General features: G+C 41.0%; 23 protein-coding genes. 5 read left to right on the top strand and 18 right to left on the bottom strand.

All coding sequences use genetic code 11. From position 1 onward, the window contains the following. Positions 1–46 precede the first annotated feature (46 nt). Together KJS58_RS06285 and KJS58_RS06280 are read right to left on the bottom strand one after the other, a co-directional pair. A complete protein-coding gene (locus KJS58_RS06285) occupies positions 47–1,597 on the bottom strand; it encodes a BCCT family transporter (protein WP_213531468.1) in 1,551 nt (516 codons plus the stop codon). A gap of 277 nt (positions 1,598–1,874) precedes the next feature. Continuing rightward, entirely contained in the window at positions 1,875–2,156 is a 282-nt protein-coding gene (locus KJS58_RS06280; RefSeq protein WP_213531466.1) for a hypothetical protein, read from the bottom strand. A 189-nt stretch (positions 2,157–2,345) separates the two neighbouring features. Here KJS58_RS06280 and KJS58_RS06275 point away from each other — a divergent pair, with 189 nt between their 5' ends. Beyond that, positions 2,346–3,203 (top strand): SDR family oxidoreductase, encoded by an 858-nt coding sequence (locus tag KJS58_RS06275; protein ID WP_213531465.1) that lies wholly within the window; start codon positions 2,346–2,348, stop codon positions 3,201–3,203. Between the two features lie 195 nt (positions 3,204–3,398). On the opposite strand, the gene ybaK is transcribed toward KJS58_RS06275, so the two are convergent. The 5 genes from ybaK to zwf form a co-directional block, all read right to left on the bottom strand. After that, positions 3,399–3,878 carry a Cys-tRNA(Pro) deacylase gene (gene ybaK / locus KJS58_RS06270; RefSeq protein WP_213531463.1) on the bottom strand — a complete coding sequence of 160 codons (480 nt, stop codon included), beginning with the start codon at positions 3,876–3,878 and terminating at the stop codon, positions 3,399–3,401. A gap of 153 nt (positions 3,879–4,031) precedes the next feature. Further along, complete coding sequence (locus KJS58_RS06265; RefSeq protein WP_249716962.1) at positions 4,032–4,394, bottom strand: hypothetical protein; 363 nt, start codon at positions 4,392–4,394, stop codon at positions 4,032–4,034. Positions 4,395–4,500: 106 nt separating this feature from the next. Next, the gene (locus KJS58_RS06260) at positions 4,501–5,217 is read right to left on the bottom strand and encodes a 3-ketoacyl-ACP reductase (RefSeq protein ID WP_213531461.1); all 717 of its coding nucleotides are present in this window, start codon (positions 5,215–5,217) and stop codon (positions 4,501–4,503) included. Between the two features lie 186 nt (positions 5,218–5,403). Beyond that, positions 5,404–6,072, bottom strand: coding sequence for a fructose-6-phosphate aldolase (gene fsa, locus KJS58_RS06255; RefSeq protein ID WP_213531459.1), 669 nt, complete (start codon positions 6,070–6,072; stop codon positions 5,404–5,406). 73 nt (positions 6,073–6,145) lie between these two features. Further along, entirely contained in the window at positions 6,146–7,681 is a 1,536-nt protein-coding gene (gene zwf, locus KJS58_RS06250) for a glucose-6-phosphate dehydrogenase (protein ID WP_213531457.1), read from the bottom strand. Positions 7,682–7,809: 128 nt separating this feature from the next. Between zwf and KJS58_RS06245 the strand changes: the two genes are divergently transcribed. Continuing rightward, a complete protein-coding gene (locus KJS58_RS06245) occupies positions 7,810–8,694 on the top strand; it encodes a LysR family transcriptional regulator (RefSeq protein ID WP_213531455.1) in 885 nt (294 codons plus the stop codon). Between the two features lie 168 nt (positions 8,695–8,862). On the opposite strand, the gene KJS58_RS06240 is transcribed toward KJS58_RS06245, so the two are convergent. From KJS58_RS06240 to KJS58_RS06215, 6 genes are all read right to left on the bottom strand, one after another. Beyond that, positions 8,863–9,330, bottom strand: a complete 468-nt coding sequence (locus tag KJS58_RS06240) for a hypothetical protein (RefSeq protein ID WP_213531453.1) — start codon at positions 9,328–9,330, stop codon at positions 8,863–8,865. 17 nt (positions 9,331–9,347) lie between these two features. Then, positions 9,348–9,887 (bottom strand): thioredoxin fold domain-containing protein, encoded by a 540-nt coding sequence (locus tag KJS58_RS06235; RefSeq protein WP_213531451.1) that lies wholly within the window; start codon positions 9,885–9,887, stop codon positions 9,348–9,350. 13 nt (positions 9,888–9,900) lie between these two features. Further along, complete coding sequence (locus KJS58_RS06230) at positions 9,901–10,434, bottom strand: MauE/DoxX family redox-associated membrane protein (RefSeq protein ID WP_213531449.1); 534 nt, start codon at positions 10,432–10,434, stop codon at positions 9,901–9,903. A gap of 27 nt (positions 10,435–10,461) precedes the next feature. Next, positions 10,462–11,106, bottom strand: a complete 645-nt coding sequence (locus KJS58_RS06225) for a hypothetical protein (protein ID WP_213531448.1) — start codon at positions 11,104–11,106, stop codon at positions 10,462–10,464. Positions 11,107–11,276: 170 nt separating this feature from the next. Beyond that, positions 11,277–12,527: an MFS transporter gene (locus tag KJS58_RS06220; RefSeq protein WP_213531446.1), complete on the bottom strand. Its 1,251-nt coding sequence runs from the start codon at positions 12,525–12,527 to the stop codon at positions 11,277–11,279. A 43-nt stretch (positions 12,528–12,570) separates the two neighbouring features. Next, positions 12,571–13,161, bottom strand: coding sequence for an MSMEG_1061 family FMN-dependent PPOX-type flavoprotein (locus tag KJS58_RS06215; protein WP_213531445.1), 591 nt, complete (start codon positions 13,159–13,161; stop codon positions 12,571–12,573). Between the two features lie 145 nt (positions 13,162–13,306). On the opposite strand from KJS58_RS06215, the gene KJS58_RS06210 reads away from it, so the two are divergent. Together KJS58_RS06210 and KJS58_RS06205 are read left to right on the top strand one after the other, a co-directional pair. Continuing rightward, positions 13,307–14,032, top strand: a complete 726-nt coding sequence (locus tag KJS58_RS06210; RefSeq protein WP_213531444.1) for an AzlC family ABC transporter permease — start codon at positions 13,307–13,309, stop codon at positions 14,030–14,032. Further along, positions 14,029–14,352, top strand: a complete 324-nt coding sequence (locus KJS58_RS06205; protein WP_213531442.1) for an AzlD domain-containing protein — start codon at positions 14,029–14,031, stop codon at positions 14,350–14,352. The genes KJS58_RS06210 and KJS58_RS06205 overlap by 4 nt, the downstream gene beginning before the upstream one ends. Before the next feature lie 108 nt (positions 14,353–14,460). Here KJS58_RS06205 and KJS58_RS06200 read toward each other — a convergent pair whose 3' ends face one another. Beyond that, entirely contained in the window at positions 14,461–14,670 is a 210-nt protein-coding gene (locus KJS58_RS06200) for a hypothetical protein (protein ID WP_213531440.1), read from the bottom strand. 167 nt (positions 14,671–14,837) lie between these two features. Between KJS58_RS06200 and KJS58_RS06195 the strand changes: the two genes are divergently transcribed. Further along, complete coding sequence (locus KJS58_RS06195) at positions 14,838–15,239, top strand: secondary thiamine-phosphate synthase enzyme YjbQ (RefSeq protein ID WP_213531439.1); 402 nt, start codon at positions 14,838–14,840, stop codon at positions 15,237–15,239. Between the two features lie 92 nt (positions 15,240–15,331). Here KJS58_RS06195 and KJS58_RS06190 read toward each other — a convergent pair whose 3' ends face one another. From KJS58_RS06190 to KJS58_RS06175, 4 genes are all read right to left on the bottom strand, one after another. Then, the gene (locus tag KJS58_RS06190) at positions 15,332–15,754 is read right to left on the bottom strand and encodes a hypothetical protein (protein ID WP_213531437.1); all 423 of its coding nucleotides are present in this window, start codon (positions 15,752–15,754) and stop codon (positions 15,332–15,334) included. Between the two features lie 81 nt (positions 15,755–15,835). Beyond that, the gene (locus tag KJS58_RS06185) at positions 15,836–17,053 is read right to left on the bottom strand and encodes a DUF2812 domain-containing protein (protein ID WP_213531435.1); all 1,218 of its coding nucleotides are present in this window, start codon (positions 17,051–17,053) and stop codon (positions 15,836–15,838) included. Further along, positions 17,034–17,342, bottom strand: coding sequence for a PadR family transcriptional regulator (locus KJS58_RS06180; RefSeq protein ID WP_374705788.1), 309 nt, complete (start codon positions 17,340–17,342; stop codon positions 17,034–17,036). The genes KJS58_RS06185 and KJS58_RS06180 overlap by 20 nt, the downstream gene beginning before the upstream one ends. Before the next feature lie 378 nt (positions 17,343–17,720). Beyond that, positions 17,721–18,161, bottom strand: coding sequence for a MarR family winged helix-turn-helix transcriptional regulator (locus KJS58_RS06175; RefSeq protein WP_160031760.1), 441 nt, complete (start codon positions 18,159–18,161; stop codon positions 17,721–17,723). Positions 18,162–18,182 lie beyond the last annotated feature (21 nt).

Here is an 18,182-nt window from a genome sequence, read left to right as displayed (position 1 = left end):
TCGAATACGAATCGAGGTTCCTCTTATTTACTATATTATTTTCCACTTACACCCGTGTTTTGTTAGCCTCTTCTTTTATCTTCTGATATCGTCTGAGATCAGCTTTCTTGACCGGAAGCGGTTCTTTTCTGATCAGTTTTGTCATCGCGACAAGAAGCAGTAACAATAATAACGTAAATGGTAAAGCAGCGATTAAGGAAGCGGTCTGCAGAGCTTCAAGCCCCCCTGAGTATATTAGTACTCCCGCAATAGAAGCCATTAAAGTACCCCACACAAGTTTACCAATACTGGATGGATTCAAACTGCCACCGCTGGTCATACTTGCGAGAATATAAGTTGCAGAGTCTGCAGACGTTACTAAGAACGTAAAAATGAGCAGGATCGCTAATACGGACATAATTCCGGCGAACGGCAGTTGATCAAACATTTGGAACAAAGCTACTGAGACATCTTCATTTACAGCTGCAGCGATTCCTGTATTTTCATGAAGATCAAACCATAACGCGGTACCGCCAAATGCGGCAATCCATAAACAAGAAATCAACGTCGGAATAATCGTGACACCCACAATAAATTCCCTGATTGTTCTTCCTTTTGATACTCTTGCTATAAAAGCACCAACGTAAGGTGATGAAGCAATTGCCCATGCCCAGTAAAAAATAGTCCATTCTCCTACCCAAGTTCCTTCTGAATAAGGTTGAAGCCGCAAACTATACTGAACAAAACTCGTTATGTAATCCCCGATTGCTAATGTAAATGACTCGAGTATAAAGACGGTTGGCCCCATTGTAAATACAAACACCAAAAATGCTATCGCCAAAGTGAGGTTAAAATTACTCAATATACGGATCCCTTTATCAAGTCCTGTCATCGCCGAGATCATATAGCATACGAAGATAAGAAATAACATCAACAGTTGAATCATGGTGTTGTTTCCTATACCAGAAACCTGTTCGACTCCTCCACTCATTTGAAGAACGCCAAGCCCAATGGAAGTGGCAACCCCCATCACGGTTGCAATAACAGCTAAGATATCAATCCCATTTTTAACGGTTGTCTTTTTCCCGGTTACAGGTTCTAAAGCGGTGGATATAAGACCATCCCTATTTTTACGAAATTGCAGGAAAGCAATAGCGAGACCTACGAGCGCAAATACAGCCCACTGACTGATACCCCAATGAAAGAAGGAATATCCCATCGCTACGCGTGCCGCTTCCGTTGTTCCTGCTTCCACACCCGCAAACGGTGTGTTAAAAAAGTGGCTCATCGGCTCGGCTACTCCCCAGAATACAAGACCAACGCCAAATCCAGCGGAGAATAACATACCTAACCACGTGAAAAACGAGTACTCTGGTTTGCTTTTTTCTCCTCCAAGGCGAATTGCACCATACTTACTAGCTGCAAGCCACATGAGAAATACAATGATTACGACTACTGACAACAAATAAAACCATCCAAAATTATCTTTAGAGAAATCAAATAAATAATTTGCAGTATTTCCGAAAGCCTCAGGCATAATTGCGCCCATCAAAGCAATAATAGCAGCAACTATTGCAGAAATGGAAAATACTTTATTCTTAAATAATTTGCCAATCACAGACTCACCTCTACCATTTTAGTAATAACTCTTTTTAGATAAGTTAATTACACCAAAATGATAAATCTTAATCAGAAAATCAGCGTATTATTCCAATAGAAGGGAATACCATAAGAAAAGAATGATACATAAAATAGACAATAGACCGCCGATCACCATGGCAGCATAGGGAGTTGGGGATTCCATATATTGTATAATCCCCTTTTTTTCAGTTGTCAGAAAAACTTGTTGCTGAATTCCATTCACAATTTTCTTGCTGTGATCCTTCGCCCATCTTCTAGATGAATTGTTTTACCGCTAATATAAAAGATTTTGGATTCTCTCTCAGTGTGTAAGGATACACACCTTGCTGCGTATGTATATATAACATCCCATGACCACTGCCCATGGAGCGGTAAGATAAATCAAATACTTTTTCGATGGGAAACTCACGATATGCTGATACGATTTTATCCGGGTATAACTTTAGGAGTCGCTGATGTTCTATGATCTCCATGTTCAAGGAATTAATCTTTCGCTCCATTTTGTAATAAGCCTGAATCGCAATGGGGTTGCTCATTCTCGATGTTCCTTTCTTTGAATATACTTTATCGTACCATCTATCCTCTTAGTACGGTACCCCATCCTTCATCATATGAACCTCTACATGCTGACGGAACCCGCTTTACATGATAGTCTGTAGATAGATTGCATCCCGTATACCTTCCATGTTACAAGGTTAGATTAATCCCCAAAGGAGTGACTTATTATGCATCCTTTCTCACCTGATCTATTAAAAGACAAAGTCATTATTGTTACCGGCGGTGGAACCGGTCTCGGACTTGCCATGAGTGAAATGTTTGCAGATCTAGGCGCAAAACTCGCTTGGTGCGGGAGGAGATTTGAAGTGCTCGAACAGTCCGCTCGTGATTTTACAGCTAAAGGAGTTGAAGTATTCTACCAAAGCTGTGATGTACGAGATGCAGCACAAGTAGCGTCTTTTGTGGAAGCGGTTACTGCTCATTTCGGTCAGATTGATATCCTTGTTAATAATGCTGCCGGGAACTTTATTAGTCCTACGGAAAAGTTATCTCCGCGGGCCGTAGATGCGGTTTTGAATATTGTGTTACACGGTACCTTTTACATGACACTGGAAGTTGGGAAAAGATGGATTGTGCGTAAAGAAACCGGAACCATGCTGAATATCGTAACTACTTATGCATCTAGCGGCAGCGGGTCGGGGTATGTTGTTCCTTCTGCTGCAGCCAAAGCGGGGGTACTTGCGCTTACACGTTCACTTGCAGTCGAATGGGCTCCTTACGGTATTCGCCAAGTTGCTATTGCGCCAGGTCCATTTCCAACCGAGGGAGCTGGGTCCAGATTAACTCCGACTCCTGGTCTCGAACAAAAATTAATCGACAGAGTACCTTTAAAACGTGCCGGAAACAAAGAAGAACTCGGTGCGCTTGCTGCTTTTCTTATTTCTGATTACGCAGGTTATATTAACGGGGAAGTCGTCACTATTGACGGCGGGGAGTGGCTTCAGGCTGCGGGACAATTTAACGGGCTAGTAGAACTCACCGAAGAGGAATGGAATGCTCTCTCTAAAACAACTCGAAAAGGATAATACAAAGATGCCTTCTCTGATAACAAGAAAGGCATCTCTTTCTGATTGGAAACACCATGCTTTAATCTGTGTAAAGTTATCCATTAAATGATTCGGGACCTACACGAATCGTTCCTAGCAAGTTCGTACTAACAAATGCTGTATAAGTCAGCAGTGGTGTAACAGGCGGGTTAAAGTCCATGGCCGTAAAAATTGTTACTTACATAAATGAGCTAATGTAGCATCGGTAACTTCTACAAGCTGGTTTGTCGTTATTTCCAGTTGGAATCCTACTTTCCCTGCACTAATTATGATTTTATCAAGATCTTTGGCTTGCTCATCAATAAATACAGGATAACGTTTCTTCATTCCAATCGGAGAACATCCCCCTCGAATGTAACCTGTCACTTCGAGTAGGTCTTTGACAGCAATAAGTTCGATTTTCTTTTCTTTTGCGGATTTCGCTGCTTTTTTCAGATCTAATTCACACTGCACAGGAATTACAAATACATAATACCCTTTCGTGTTACTGCCTTGCGCCACTAAGGTTTTATAGACAAGTTCTGGAGACTTTCCTACTTTGCGCGCCACAGATAGACCATCAATGTCTCCATCGTCAACGGAATAAGTCAGCATGTCATAGGAAATCTTCTGCTTATCCAGCATTCGCATCGCATTTGTCTTTTCTTGCTTCATTTCATAGCCTGCCTTTCTTGATTGTTAATCACGTTAATTCTATTCTAATCATCGCTTGTATGTATGAAAAGTGCAGCTCACTAAACAGGGCGTGAAAACTTATGGAAGTAAACAACATAAAAAAGAGCCGCAGTCTGCGGCTCTCCTTATCAATCACCATAATAAACTGATTGTCAGTAAGTTAAATAAAGCTAATGGAAGAATCACATTGGGATTGGGTCCGTGGCCAGGAGGACCCCAACCAGGTCCTGGGCCGTGACCATGGCCGTGACCACCCCCACCCGGTCCATATCCGCCTGGATAAAATCCACGCTGATCTTCGACTTGCAAAAATACATAATGATCATCTACATTTACTACGATACCCTCAATTGATTCTCCATCTATGGTAAGTACTTTCACCTTGTGATTAACCAATTGCTTGCAAGTATGTTTTGCATGCTCTTTATGTTTTTTCAAGTGGTCTGCGAGCTGATGCTCACATTGATACATTAATTGATGTCCGCGATACGCCACTTCCTATTCCTCCTTTATAAATCATCCTGCTCACAATGTATGCAGCCGACTCATAAAGGGTGTTTGCCTATAGAAAGAGGTTACATCGGTTCATCATTCTTTTGTTTTAAGGATTCGTGGACCACATACCAGCCGATTTAATGAAGATTCTGGAATTCAGTTTCAATTGAGATACCATGTATTCAGCCAAGTCTTCAGGCTGCATTACTTTATCTGGATTGCCATCAGTCAGGTTCAGATCTACTGCCATATCTGTGGCCACTGTGCTTGGCGTAAGCGCAGTTACGCGAATATTGTGTTTCCTAACTTCCAGCATCAAAGATTCCGTTAATGCCAGAACTCCTGCTTTCGAAGCACTGTACGCACTTGTTACAGGTGCTCCTTTTTGGCCTGCTGTAGAAGAGATATTAATAATATCGCCTGATTTACGCTCGATCATTTGCGGTAGAACAGCTCTGGTTGTATAGTAAACACCCATCAAGTTAACTTTAATAATCTGTTCCCAATCCTTCGGATCAAGTTCCATAAAATTACCGAACTTCGAGATGCCCGCATTGTTAATCAGGATATCAATAGGTCCGAGTTCTTGACTGACATGCTCTACAGCTTTTGTAATAGACTCAAGATCGGATACATCCGCGGTTGCGATTGATACTTTGACACCGTAGGGTTGTAGTTCTTCTGCTACTTTTTCCAAGTGACTTTTATTCCGTGCGATGAGGCCTACGTGAATGCCTTCTTTTGCAAATTCAATAGCTGTTGCTCGTCCAATGCCTCTTCCTGCACCCGTAATTAGGGCGACTTTCCCTGTAAGGTTTTGCATTGTCTCCACTCCTTTTAATAAACTGTTACACTCGTATTATACTTTTATAACCTCTTATTTTCCAAACTTTACATGACAGGTATGCCATTAATTATATATTTGGATAAGCCGGGAATAACTATTCGGTATATAAAAACGGCAGCCCTCGCTTGAGAGCTACCGCCAAGAATATAAACTTATATTCGATTATACTTGAACCGTTTTTTTCCAATCTGCTGCAAATTTCTCGATTCCTTGATCCGTTAACGGATGTTTGGACAATTGTTCAATAACAGAGAAAGGAATAGTAGCAATATGTGCACCCGCCATCGCAACACGTGTTACGTGGTCTGGATGACGAACGGATGCGGCAATAATTTGTGCATCCAAATTATGAGTTTTGAACAATTCAGCAATTTTAGCTACAAGCAATACGCCATCTTCTGAAATGTCATCCAAACGACCCAGGAATGGGGATACATAGGTTGCACCCGCACGTGCTGCTAAAAGCGCCTGATTAACTGTGAAAATCAAGGTTACATTGGTTTTTACACCTTTTTTAGTCAGATAACGGCATGCTTCTAAACCAGCAAGTGTCATCGGAAGTTTAATCGTAATATTTTTATCATTATTATTGATTTTGATCAGTTCATTAGCTTGTGCAATCATGTCTTCCGCTGTCTCTGCATCAGGTGTTACTTCAGCCGATACGGATTCAACTTCAGGTACTTCACGTAAAATCTCCTCGATACGATCTTCAAATTTCACGCCTTCTTTAGCAACTAGAGAGGGATTTGTTGTAACTCCAGACAACACTCCAATTTTGTAAGCCTTTTTGATGTCTTCCAGATTAGCTGTGTCAATAAAGAATTTCATCGATATTACCTCCGTTTATTGGGTATGATTTGTAGGCTTCAAATTTATCGTAAACGTGTTGTATACGTTCCTTCTATTGAAGCACAGGGCTTTTTGTTGCAAGACTAAGCTCTTCTTCTATTATTTCAGTTCTCTTTTCCTCTTCTTGATCGAACCACCAGTGATATCCATCCTGCTCAAGCAATTCATCCGAAGCAGAAGGTCCGTTGGTTCCCGCAGCATATATATGAAGAGGTACAAGATTTTCGTTGTATGCTTCTAAAATCGGCTCGACCCATTGCCATGACAACTCCACTTCTTCCCAATGTGCAAAGAACGTAGAGTCTCCGTGTAGCGCATCACCGATTAGATTCTCATATGCTTCCGGTAAATTCGCTTGGCTCTCGTGGAAATCGATATACATCGGTTTGATCTTCTCTTTATTCAGAGGATCTCTTGTATTCAGATGCAGCGAAATTCTTTCGTCTGGACTGATTTCAAAAACAAGCAAATTCGGCTTTTTATTCTCTTCTTGTGCTCCGCCGGACTTCTTCAATGGCTCTTTGAACTCGATCACAATACGTGTCGATTTCTCCTTCATTCTCTTACCTGTACGGATATAAAAAGGAACCCCGCGCCAGAAATAGTCGTCAATTTTTAGCTTCGCCGCGATAAAAGTATCATTACTGGAGTCTTCAGGGATGTTGGGTTCCGAAGTATAGCCTACGACTGGATTCCCATCAATCACTCCTGCCCCATATTGTCCACGGATCACATAAGATTTGACATCTTCTTTATGCAGCTGCTCCAAAGAATTCATGACGATTTTCTTTTTCTCCCGAACATCATCATTTGTTGTATTATTAGGAGAGTGAGTCGTCAGCATCATGAGCAATTGCAGCATATGATTCTGGAACATATCCCTTACTGCTCCCGCTTGATCATAATAACCAGCCCGCTCTTCCACACCTACGGTCTCATTGGACGTAATTTGAATATTGGCTATATAGCGATTGTCCCACAAGGCTTTAAAGACTGGATTGTTATTTTGGAGAACTTCCAGTTTCTGAACCATCGGTTTGCCAAGATAATGATCAATACGGAAAATTTCTTCTTCCTTAAAAGCAATGGACAAACTTTCATTTAACTCTCGTGCAGACTGTAAATTATGTCCAAATGGTTTCTCGATCACCAGGCGCTTCCATCCACTTGTTCTTCCGAGTCCGCTTTCCTGAATATTAGCAGCAATGGTTCCAAAAAATTGAGGTCCTACAGACAAATAAAACATCCGATTCGACTTCGTCTGAATTTTTTGTTCCTGTTGTTCAATTTCTTGCAGCAATGTTTTGTAATCTTCTTTATGACCAACATCAAGAACACGATAGCGGAATACCTCTATAAATTTTTGAAGATTTTCTTGATCTATCACTTTGCGCCGGGAGAACATCCGTAAAGATTTCTCAACATTGGCCTGAAAATCAGAATCGGAAAGTTCTCTTCTTCCAAGACCGAATACAGAGAACGATTCAGGTAATTTTTGATCAATGAATAAATTATATAAAGCAGGGTAGATTTTTCTTTTCGCTAAATCCCCTGTGGCTCCAAACAATACAAATGTAATAGCCTCCATGATTTCTCTCCTCTCCGTTGATGCCTGTTAGTTAAACCTTTTAGTTAAATGTGGTATTTCAATCTTTAATCCACTATAATACAAATCACACCTATACAGGTAATTAATATATTTCACAGGAGCTATAGATGACGTCTATGATCAATCACGAACTATACAAAGTATTTTATTGGGCAGCGAAAACCGGAAGCCTCTCTAGCGCAGCAAAAGTGCTGTTTATTACTCAGCCAAGTGTCAGTCACGCGATCAAACAACTGGAGGCAAGCCTGGGTGTCACCTTGTTTTACCGAACTTCCAAAGGGGTCTCTTTAACCCAAGAAGGGGCAACTTTATATTCCTATATAGAACAGTCCCATATTCTGATTTCACTCGCTGAAGAAAAAATGACGGCACTTAAGAAACTAGATAGCGGTGATCTGCGAATCGGCGGAAGCGATTCCTTGTTCAAACATTACATGCTTCCTTATCTAGAGAGCTACCATCAGAAATATCCGGGTATTAAGCTTCACCTTAATCACGGGACAACTCCAGAAACCATTGCTTTCTTGAAGGAAGGCAAGATTGATCTAGGTGTCGTTCGGATGCCGATCGTTGATCCACAAATCGAGGTCATTGGTGGAGTTCACCTGCAGGACTGCTTTGTGGCGGGAGCTCGTTATGCGGAACTTAAAGATCGCGTATTAACACTCGAACACCTGCTTGAGTATCCAATCATTTTATTTTCACGCAACAGCCGGGCACGAATGGCAATTACAGAACTTTTTCAGACCTACGGACATCAAATCAAACCTGAAATCGAGGTAGGCAGTGTAGATTTGTTGATTGAACTTGCACGAAAAGGTCTTGGCATCTCTTATGTAACGAAAGAGTTCATTTCGAAAGAACTTGAAGAAGGCTCTCTATTTGAAATTCAACTCGATATCCAAATGCCTCCCTCTCAAGTGGGTCTTATGACTATGCGTAATATGCCGCTGTCCACGGCAGCCAGCAAATTTATTGAACTCGTAAATTAATCCCATTAAATAAATGAGCATTTTTACGAAAAAAAGAGCATTCATCGCCTGATCTGTCAGGTTACGAGTGCTCTTTTTTTTATAATATTCATTTCCTCCAAAATAATTTATCACCTAAATCAATTTCGTAACACATTAAAAAGGTATTATGAAATTGATTCACCTAAATTAATATAAGTTCGTAGACTTACAACCGCAAATGACATATTGTCCTGTAATCTGAGCGCCTTTATAACACCACATATTCCCGCTGTTAGGCTGAATGTACTGACTCACACAATCCATACATTTCGCTCTTACCCCTACCGGATCACTCGTATACCACCAGCCGGAAGGATGCGGACATAAACCTCTGCATCCATTCAATGAATTGTTCGTTGTGCAAGTAACATACGTGGAGGGGCAAGAGCCGTCCGCTCCGCATCCGGTGCAAAATTGTCCGTGTGGCGGAGAGCAAGCTCCCGATAAAAAAGAGACTTTAGCCACATCTTCTCTTGGATTAATCAATAACTTAGCGAGCATCAAAGCAATCTGCTCAGAAATTCGGTTCAGCCAGGTTTTACGCGTCCATTTTCGAGTGATGCGGCTGATCGAATCTTGTGTTTGCTCGTCTTTATTAACAGGTTTACGCCACATCCAATTCCCCCTTATAACTAGGAAACCTTTGCCGATTTAATATAACTTTCTAGTTGTTCCCGGCTGTTGACGAGTCCTTTATGTCTAATGACACCCTGCGAATCGATTGCATAAGCATAAGGAGTCACTTGAACATCCAGCTGATGAGCAAATTCGGAACTTACTAGAACGACTTCATTCTCGTACTCCATTTGATGAGCATAATCCTCGGCCAGTTCTGCCGATGAGAATAACATAAGAACCGGCTGTACCTGATGCTCTCTCGTCATCAGCTGAAAATCAGGCAGGATTTCAGCACATTCTCTGCACGTTGGCGACCCAAATAACATCAGAGCAGGTCTTCCATTCAGTTCTTCTGTAGACCACTGCCTGCCATCTAGGTGGGGAGTTGTGGCTGCCGGAAGCCTCTCACCAACAGGAATACCTGACTGATTCACTCCTCTTGCTGTCCCCATAATCATAATGCCGAGTTGCCTGAACAAGATTAGATTGAGGATAACTAACGGAACAACGAGCAGCCATAAAATCGCATACGATACCCAAAAGAATGTGGACATGAGAAAACACCTTCTACTTCGTTATTTTTTCAACATAGGTAGCGGCTATAGCACGGTAAGCGCGAATCGCGTAGACGGCATCCGGCACTCCGACTACACAAACCAGAGCAAATATCATACACAAAAGTTCCATCAGGAGACCTTCCAGCGATAAAGATAAAGGTAATTCCTTAGTCTGCAGCCAGCGATCCATGAAAATAAAGAGAGAAATGACAGCTAAAATCCCATTGCCAGCGGCAAGCCGGTAGCTTAGTTTAGATGCAATTTGTGAACCAAAACATCCGCAATCGACCCTTCCATTACGCTGTAAATAATAGATAACACCGATTCCTTGAATAAGATAAAGAACAGACAAACTAAGTAATCCCATAGCGGATGATATTGTAAAAAGGATAGTAACCGAGATAAACTGCATTACGATTAATAATAGATGCATATGGGAATTACCTGGGAAATGATGCGGATCACGGAAGATCTTACTCCATATATAGCTGACTATAGAAAAGAGCATGGGAAGTGTTAGTAACATCGCTGTAAGATCATACATGATCATCAGGTCTCCTTCGATCTTAGACTAGTTCATGAAAATAAGAATAATGGAACCTACAAGAAGTATGTAAGAAGCGAATAGCCGCATGGCAGTAAGCGCTGTGTGTCTGAACACCCTTTTCTCCAGCATCTGATAGACGACCGACCTTATAAAAGGAAGACTGAACACCATACCTCGAACGATTCCAAAACAAAAACCCGCTACCACACTTAGCCACCAGGGAGCAGAAAACAAAGAGATTAGGACATAACAATGAAATAATACGCCTGCTTGCAAAGTAATAAAGCCCATCCCCAGAATATTTCCCCATAGCGCTGCTGTGCGGTATCCTGCATCTTTAATCCAGACAGATGGTACGATAAAGTTACCGGAAGGCAACAGCCCTGCTTTGTTCCACAGTTCAAGTCCAATAAAAATCAGGAAAATAATGATAATAACAGGCTTATAATACAAGTCCACTTGAATTCCTTTCAGTAAAAGGTTTGCTCCGCCGATAATTAGTCCTGTTAACAAACCCCCAAGTGTACAGAAAAAAATATAGACTACTGCATACTTCATTTTGCTGACCTTTGTACTCTCAAGGCTTCCCAGCACATTTAGTCCACATGTCGTATCAACACTTGATATCGCAGCCGCCACAGCAAAAACAAATAATAAGAAGGACAACAACTTCGCATCTCCCCTTATTTCACATGGTTAATTACTTCCCTTAACTCATCGTATGAGTTATGGAATGAAATTAGCCTTAAATCAAAAAAACAAAGCAAGGAAGAAACAAAATGTCTCTTCGTATGCTTTGTTTTAGTGTACATTTTAAAATGCGTTTATTATAAGTCCTTTTACATAGGCAAGTGGTTATTTTCCTCTTGTGCAGCCGCTTTCCCTTTCGTCTGCCAAAATGACATCGCTGACGATACGAGAAACAGAAACGTCATGCCTGAAAACATCACTTTGGTTCCCAGAGCATCCGCCAGTATACCTGAGCCGCTTCTTCCGATCGGTGCATTAAGTCCGCTGACGGTATAATTCACACCATAGACTCTTCCAAGGCGATCATCTGGAGTGTTAGACTGCAAATTCGTGTGGAAGGCAGATCCGGTTAGACCAAAAGAAATCCCGGCAATAAAAATAAAAAAGACAATCCACAGCTCTTCATGAACGAATATCAGGCAGCCAAAGCCGATCGCTTGCAGCAAATACCCTATGCCGAGCAGCTTAAATGTACTGAAGCGCAAATACGATACCACCGCATACCCTGCTAATTGTCCTAACGCAAGTGAAGAATAAATCATTCCAATCACGGCAGACTGGCGCTCAGCAGATAATAATAAATCTTGGTCTAGAAATAAGGGTAGAAGTACAAAGAAGGGGGAATATGCTAGTAAGGACAAGCAGCTAATGATGAACAATTGCCGAATACGTTTGGTTTGATAGACAAATGTAAATCCTTCCACTGCCTCTGTAAAAACAGAAGTTTGCTTCTTTTCGGTCTTGGGTATTTGCGGTATATGTAGGAAACATGCAGCGAGAGAGGCGAATAAGAAGGAAGCTGCATTGATCAGTAGAACGATCTCGATCGGTAACCATGCAAGAAGAACGGCAGCTGCAGCGGGCCCAGCAATATAGCCAAGACTATCTGTCATCCCGATCGTTGCATTCGCGGTTGTGAGTTCACCTTTGGTCACGAACCTGGGAATTAAGGCATTGACAATAGGTTCAAAAAATTGAGTAGCCGCACCAAGTAAGAAGGAGAGGATCGTTAAACTTGTCACGTTCAAGATTCCTGAGTAAGACAGTACAGCCATTGTTATAACAACACCGCTGCATAGAAGACTCGAACTAACGAGCAGCATCTTACGATTCCACCGATCCGATGCTACGCCAGATAGGGATCCAAACAGAAAGCTAGAAAGTGCAAAAGCAGCCAGTACGATTCCAGTCCCAGCTCCAGATTGTGTAATCCCATAGGCAAGGGCAATGACAGCCACAGAGTATACACCATCTCCAAGACGAGAAATCAGCATACCCGCAAATGCCCAGAACATATTCCGATTTTTACTCAGCAATGTGATCTGCGGTATATTCAGCATTGTTAGTCAACCCCTCTTGTCCCCATTCTAAAAACAAAAAGAGTTATAATGTGATACCGTTCAGCAAGAGATGTGCTCTATACATCTCAGCCGTATTAGGCAATTCGTCTTTCTGAGGCCAGCTTTCGGATGACCATACTGCGCCTTGGATAAAGGCTTTTGGACAGTGAATGAAACATTCTTCAACTTCGACCACAACGGCAAGTCCTGTCGTTGTCCCGTCCCATTCCTGACTTTGAATAAAATCCTCATTCTGAGTAATGAAGGCTCTTCCGTTGATACGAAGCACTTCATTAAGACCTGGAATAATAAAGACCATACCTACACTTGGGTTATCAATGATGTTAAGTAAAGAATCCGCTCTCTTATTCCCGCTACGATCTGGAAAAGCAATATGCTTCTGATCAAGCACTTTAACGAATCCAGGCTTTCCTCCTCTCGGAGAAACATCCATCTGTGTTTTGGAATTCGCTGTACCTAGAAAGAATAAGGAAGACAATTGCAAATACTTTTCAATATGTTCGTCTACGACATCCACAGATTTTCTGATGATCGCTTCCCGAGGCTCTTCAATCTTCATACGAAGTTGTTCTTTCGTGCTGACCCTATCTTTCATCCATAAATCATTTATCATCTCAACATGCCCCTCTCTATTATTGCGGTCACTTTAACTATATAGAGTTTATCTTTCTTTGCCATTGATTGACAACCAGCTGAACTCTTTACTATAGTAATCTGATATAAAAAAGCACTTTATTACTTGAAAGGAAGAAATCTTCATGAGCTTACCTCTGCTTCATCAAACCCGAACAGCTAGCGAGGATTCGTTTGTACAGGGTGTGAAAGACTGTGTCCCCACTTTGCTAGGATATATGAGCATCGGATTCGCTTTTGGAATCGTAGGCATCTCCTCTAATCTAAGCATTCTTGAAGTCGCTTTATTATCTATCCTTGTCTATGCGGGATCAGCACAGTTCATTATCTGCGCGCTCCTTGTGACGAGTACACCTGCTTCAGCGATCATTTTTACCACTTTTATTGTTAATTTGAGGCACTTTCTACTAAGTCTGACCGTTGCGCCTTATTTGACCCGTTACTCGCTGCCGCAAAACATAGGTTTTGGAGCATTATTAACCGATGAAACATTTGGTGTTGCTGCAAGCCGGATCGCCGGACAGGGTAAACTCAATAATCGCTGGATGAACGGTTTAAATATTACAGCCTATTTATGCTGGATCGCTGCTTGTACGCTAGGAGCCATGTCGGGCCAGTGGATATCCAATCCTGAAGCGCTCGGACTTGATTTTGCTCTTGTCGCTATGTTTGCGGCTTTATTAGTATTGCAGTTACAATCTACTCCAAAAAACAAACTAACGCACCGCTTGTCCCTAGTTCTGTATATGATTATTTCGATGATTGTTCTCTCTTCCCTGCTTCCTTCTCATATCGCCGTACTCATTTCAACCATTGTTGTGGCAACCATTGGGGTGGTGACAGATCGATGACGATAAGTATGAATATGATTGGGCTGATTCTAGGATGTATGATCGTTACCTTGCTTCCACGCATCATTCCTTTTATTTTTGTTCGCAGTGTACAGATGCCTGAGGTCGTCCTAAAATGGCTTTCTTATATCCCTGTATGCATTCTGACAGCGCTGGTTACTGAAAGTATGCTGCTAGATACGGGCAGCCTGCTTCGTTTTGACTGGCATGTAGTGATTGCACTGATTCCATCCGTCATTACTGCTATATGGACAAAAAGTCTCTCTCTCACCGTCATTATTGGTGTTGCCTGCATGGCTTTACTTCGTTTCATGATGTAATACATAATCAAATGACGAGCGACTGCAAACGCAGAATCTCGTCATTTTCCAAGTTTATTCCTCCATTTTATATACAAAAAAAACCGCTCATCTGCGGTAAAGGTACGGTTAGAATATACTGCTGTTTTTTGAATTTATATGGGTATCTATTCTGTCAAGCACCTCGGGATCGTCCCATCCCCATTCCATCGCCAAAATTTTAATCTCTCGAGGAAGATCCGCCACTTGAAATACAAGTTGTTTTTTCGCTGCACGTAGGCGATCGGCCTCTAAACATTCATCCATCATACATAACTGGTGATTCGCTACTCCGTTCATTATCCTCATCCTTCCTTGAAGCACTGGTGTAGATATATTCATTATAAGATCGGTTTGTTCTCACATTGTTAACCTCGCACATTTTTTTTGAATAAATCAAAGGAATGGTTACATTTACATAAACCATGTGTACAATAAGAATAACATTTCGTTCAGGAGGGAAAGACATGTTGCACAAAATTGAACTGAATACATCCAAAAGAGATGAAATGAGAGATATTACACGAGACGTACAGTCTTATGTACGTAAAAGTGGGATTTCAGACGGCTTAGCAGTCATCTATACCCCGCATACAACTGCTGGGATTACCATTAATGAAAATGCGGACCCTGATGTGAAGCATGATGTACTCATGAGACTGGATGAAGTTTATCCTTGGAACCATCCGAAATATCGGCACGCCGAAGGCAACACTGCCTCCCATCTGAAAGCCATAACGACAGGAACATCTCAGACGGTTATTATACAGAATGGAGAACTACTGCTTGGAAGATGGCAAGGGATCTATTTTTGCGAATTTGATGGACCACGTAACCGGGATTGTTATATTAAGATCATGGAAGGTTAACGTTGTTACATACGAAAGGCAGTGAGGTCACCTCACTGCCTTTCTCTTTTTTCAAATAGAATCTATTCTATTCAATACCCTGATAACACACATTAATCCGTATAAAGTTGTCCATTAAATGTCTCTGGTCCTACACGTATTGTACCGAGTAGATTCGAGATGACATAAGCGGAATAGGTCAACTGAGGAGCGACGGGTGGATTAAAGTCTGTTGCAGTAAAGTTAATAATCTGTGGAGCTAATAGGCTGAGGTCAAATGTGGAAGTTGCAGAATATACGATGGGATCTGTCGGTGCTGTCCCTCTCACTATTCTTATCGTAATACCTGCTAAAGCAAGCGGAACCTGTACGGAAATCGTCCCACTGAATACCACACGCGGATTGGGTCCTGCACCAGCTGTTAATAGTCCAATTTGGCCAAACAATTGCGGGGTATTAAGCAGAAGAATAGGGATGGATATCGAGTTTGATGTCGAAGCATTCTGAGATGTTCTAGAGTCTATAAATTGGCTCATACGTTCTCTACCTCCTAATTCTAGTGATAGATTATCATATGCTTGGCCCTGCTATTTGAAATAAGCGGTTTTACTAATTATCTATAATGATCGAATTCGTCTATAATACAACCAAGTCCGGATCGTTAAAGAACCAAAAATGAAAATGACCAAAATACCAAGCAGAAGCTGAATCATTTGAGATAAATCAAAGTTTTGAATGTGTAGTAACTGACTGTATTCTCCTATTTTTAGAAGATGGACAACTACAATAGGTATAGATATACATGAGTAGGTAGCAGCAATGCGTTTAGCATGTTTTAACTGATTAGATTTATCACTATAGATGTGAGGCGGCTCTTCCCCTATTGCATACTCATGGCTCCATAAAGTCCATATTTGAAAGTTGAACGGTGTAAAATAAATCTGCTTCCAACCCGCCTCTTTGTGAAAAGTATAGTAAGCTTCATCTATATAGTTTTGGTAAACTGCACAATAACTTACTTTACGGGGAGTACCCTTTTTAAAATAAAAAGTGGCTCCTGTTTTCCCCACATAATAAAGATGGAGCCCATTTTCCTCCATTGTCTCCAGCCATTTTTCAAGCTTATCCGGCGCATAAGTCCAAGCATACTTTCGCTTTACTACGATTTGTCCTGAACGTCTTAACTGTTTTATTTCTTCCCTGCTCGGTCTTTCTTCCTCTTGTCTGCTCTCTAGTGAATCATTGCTCTCTAGTGAATCATTGCTCTCTAGTGAATGATTGCTTTCACCAAGCAACCTCTTATTTGACCCCTTTATCTTGGTAATAGAGTAAAAGGAAAGTGCCCATAGCATGATTCCCATTCCTGCGGAGAGGAAGGAGATAATCCAAAGCGGACTTTTCACAAAACCAAACTGAACTTTGGAGGATAAAACAAATCCTATTAGCAAGTAAAATAAAACAATTACTGTTAAATAAATAAAGATACTCCCAAAAAGATACATGATTTTTTTGTTATGTTTGATGATGTTTTCACGTACAGGATAGCTTTCAATTTCATTTGAAGGTTTATCATTAGCCGCTACATACCAGTTTCCACTCTGCAAAACCATTGCCCATCCATTATGTGATAAAAAGCTAGACAATGACTTCTTTTGAACTTTATCGAACCCTATCTTGTACAACCTTTTTCTCTGTTCCCCTTGCTGAAATATAAAATATCGAGTTAACCGATTCAATTCTATTAATTCATGACCTTTCTCCGACATCGATGAAAGCCATTCCTCTGTTTTCTGCACATCATAACTCCAAAAGGGTTTACATACTTTTATTTTCACCAAAAAACCTCCTGTATTTCTGCGCGTTATCGTGTAACTCTTCAAGTCTGCTGATCTCCGCTGTGATTAATGTCCTGCCTAGATCAGTCACTTCATAAACTGTCTTTCTTTCCTCATCGGCAAATACCGTTATAATGCCATCTTTCTGCATTTTTGTTAACGTTCCATATACCGTTCCCGAACCTAAGTGAATTCTTGAATTTGATATGTCTTCTACATGTTTCACAATTCCATACCCATGCCTTGGCTCTGCTAAGGAGAGCAGAATATAAAATGCCGTTTCTGACATAGGCAGATACTTTTTTAATGTTTTTTCGATAACCAGACTGCTTCCTCCTTTTACTTATACCGATGCAGCTAAAATGAAGTGAATATGTCGTACCGTGATTGTATCACAACGTGACATATTATGGATATAACTTACAAAAAAAGATATATGTTTGAATTTCATTTATAGTAAATCAATTTCGTAATACCTTTAGTTGCTTTAAATAAGACTATGTAAATCAAAATGGTTCTATTTTTCTATATACAGTGACAAATTTATCGTTTTCATGAGTTATGAAATTGATTCAGTTTTACAATATTTCATGTAGAGAACTTCTTTGCACATACCAAAAAGGCTGCTAATTGTAATCAATCAACAGCCCTTTCGGTAGTAAAATATTCACTTGAACTTACGCTTGGACTGAAGCAGCTTAACTATAAGCTCTTCCATCTCCTTATCTGGCAATGCATCTGCAAGTGCTTTTTGAAACGTAAGTGTAGCCTTATTCACTTTTTCTTGACCAATCTCTGTCAGCGCCGTATATACACTTCTGCGATCTTCTATACAAGCATGCCGCGCAAGCGCCCCGCATCCTTTGTTCTCGAAGCGAGCTACGAGTCGGGACATAGCCGACTGGCTGAGTCCCACCATGGATTCAAGCTGCTGCAATCGCAACTTCTTCATGGGTGCTTCCGATAGGAACAAGAGCATATAATATTCATTCAGCGATAAATCGTGTTTTTCTTGTAACTGTTGTTCAAGTGTATTCTCGATATTCGTTATCATTTGAGTTAGCGACTGCCAGTTCGAGATCAAGTCATTCATAAGATTTGATTCCATATTGTAATTTCCCTTCAGGAT

This window comes from Paenibacillus sp. J45TS6, assembly GCF_018403285.1.
Lineage (GTDB): Bacteria > Bacillota > Bacilli > Paenibacillales > Paenibacillaceae > Paenibacillus.
The sequence above is the reverse complement of the archived record's forward strand: the minus strand, read 5'-3'. Positions and strand labels throughout refer to the sequence as shown.

What these genes read in the sequence shown, in the direction of transcription:
- KJS58_RS06210 (WP_213531444.1), top strand. Translation starts at nt 13,307, where the DNA reads ATGAGCTTACCTCTGCTTCATCAAACCCGAACAGCTAGCGAGGATTCG.
- KJS58_RS06230 (WP_213531449.1), bottom strand. Translation starts at nt 10,434, where the DNA reads ATGTATGATCTTACAGCGATGTTACTAACACTTCCCATGCTCTTTTCT.
- zwf (WP_213531457.1), bottom strand. Translation starts at nt 7,681, where the DNA reads ATGGAGGCTATTACATTTGTATTGTTTGGAGCCACAGGGGATTTAGCG.
- KJS58_RS06280 (WP_213531466.1), bottom strand. Translation starts at nt 2,156, where the DNA reads ATGAGCAACCCCATTGCGATTCAGGCTTATTACAAAATGGAGCGAAAG.
- KJS58_RS06240 (WP_213531453.1), bottom strand. Translation starts at nt 9,330, where the DNA reads ATGTGGCGTAAACCTGTTAATAAAGACGAGCAAACACAAGATTCGATC.
- KJS58_RS06180 (WP_374705788.1), bottom strand. Translation starts at nt 17,342, where the DNA reads ATGTCAGAAACGGCATTTTATATTCTGCTCTCCTTAGCAGAGCCAAGG.
- KJS58_RS06275 (WP_213531465.1), top strand. Translation starts at nt 2,346, where the DNA reads ATGCATCCTTTCTCACCTGATCTATTAAAAGACAAAGTCATTATTGTT.
- KJS58_RS06195 (WP_213531439.1), top strand. Translation starts at nt 14,838, where the DNA reads ATGTTGCACAAAATTGAACTGAATACATCCAAAAGAGATGAAATGAGA.
- KJS58_RS06260 (WP_213531461.1), bottom strand. Translation starts at nt 5,217, where the DNA reads ATGCAAAACCTTACAGGGAAAGTCGCCCTAATTACGGGTGCAGGAAGA.
- KJS58_RS06220 (WP_213531446.1), bottom strand. Translation starts at nt 12,527, where the DNA reads ATGCTGAATATACCGCAGATCACATTGCTGAGTAAAAATCGGAATATG.
- fsa (WP_213531459.1), bottom strand. Translation starts at nt 6,072, where the DNA reads ATGAAATTCTTTATTGACACAGCTAATCTGGAAGACATCAAAAAGGCT.
- ybaK (WP_213531463.1), bottom strand. Translation starts at nt 3,878, where the DNA reads ATGAAGCAAGAAAAGACAAATGCGATGCGAATGCTGGATAAGCAGAAG.
- KJS58_RS06205 (WP_213531442.1), top strand. Translation starts at nt 14,029, where the DNA reads ATGACGATAAGTATGAATATGATTGGGCTGATTCTAGGATGTATGATC.
- KJS58_RS06175 (WP_160031760.1), bottom strand. Translation starts at nt 18,161, where the DNA reads ATGGAATCAAATCTTATGAATGACTTGATCTCGAACTGGCAGTCGCTA.
- KJS58_RS06190 (WP_213531437.1), bottom strand. Translation starts at nt 15,754, where the DNA reads ATGAGCCAATTTATAGACTCTAGAACATCTCAGAATGCTTCGACATCA.
- KJS58_RS06235 (WP_213531451.1), bottom strand. Translation starts at nt 9,887, where the DNA reads ATGTCCACATTCTTTTGGGTATCGTATGCGATTTTATGGCTGCTCGTT.
- KJS58_RS06245 (WP_213531455.1), top strand. Translation starts at nt 7,810, where the DNA reads ATGACGTCTATGATCAATCACGAACTATACAAAGTATTTTATTGGGCA.
- KJS58_RS06200 (WP_213531440.1), bottom strand. Translation starts at nt 14,670, where the DNA reads ATGAACGGAGTAGCGAATCACCAGTTATGTATGATGGATGAATGTTTA.
- KJS58_RS06215 (WP_213531445.1), bottom strand. Translation starts at nt 13,161, where the DNA reads ATGATAAATGATTTATGGATGAAAGATAGGGTCAGCACGAAAGAACAA.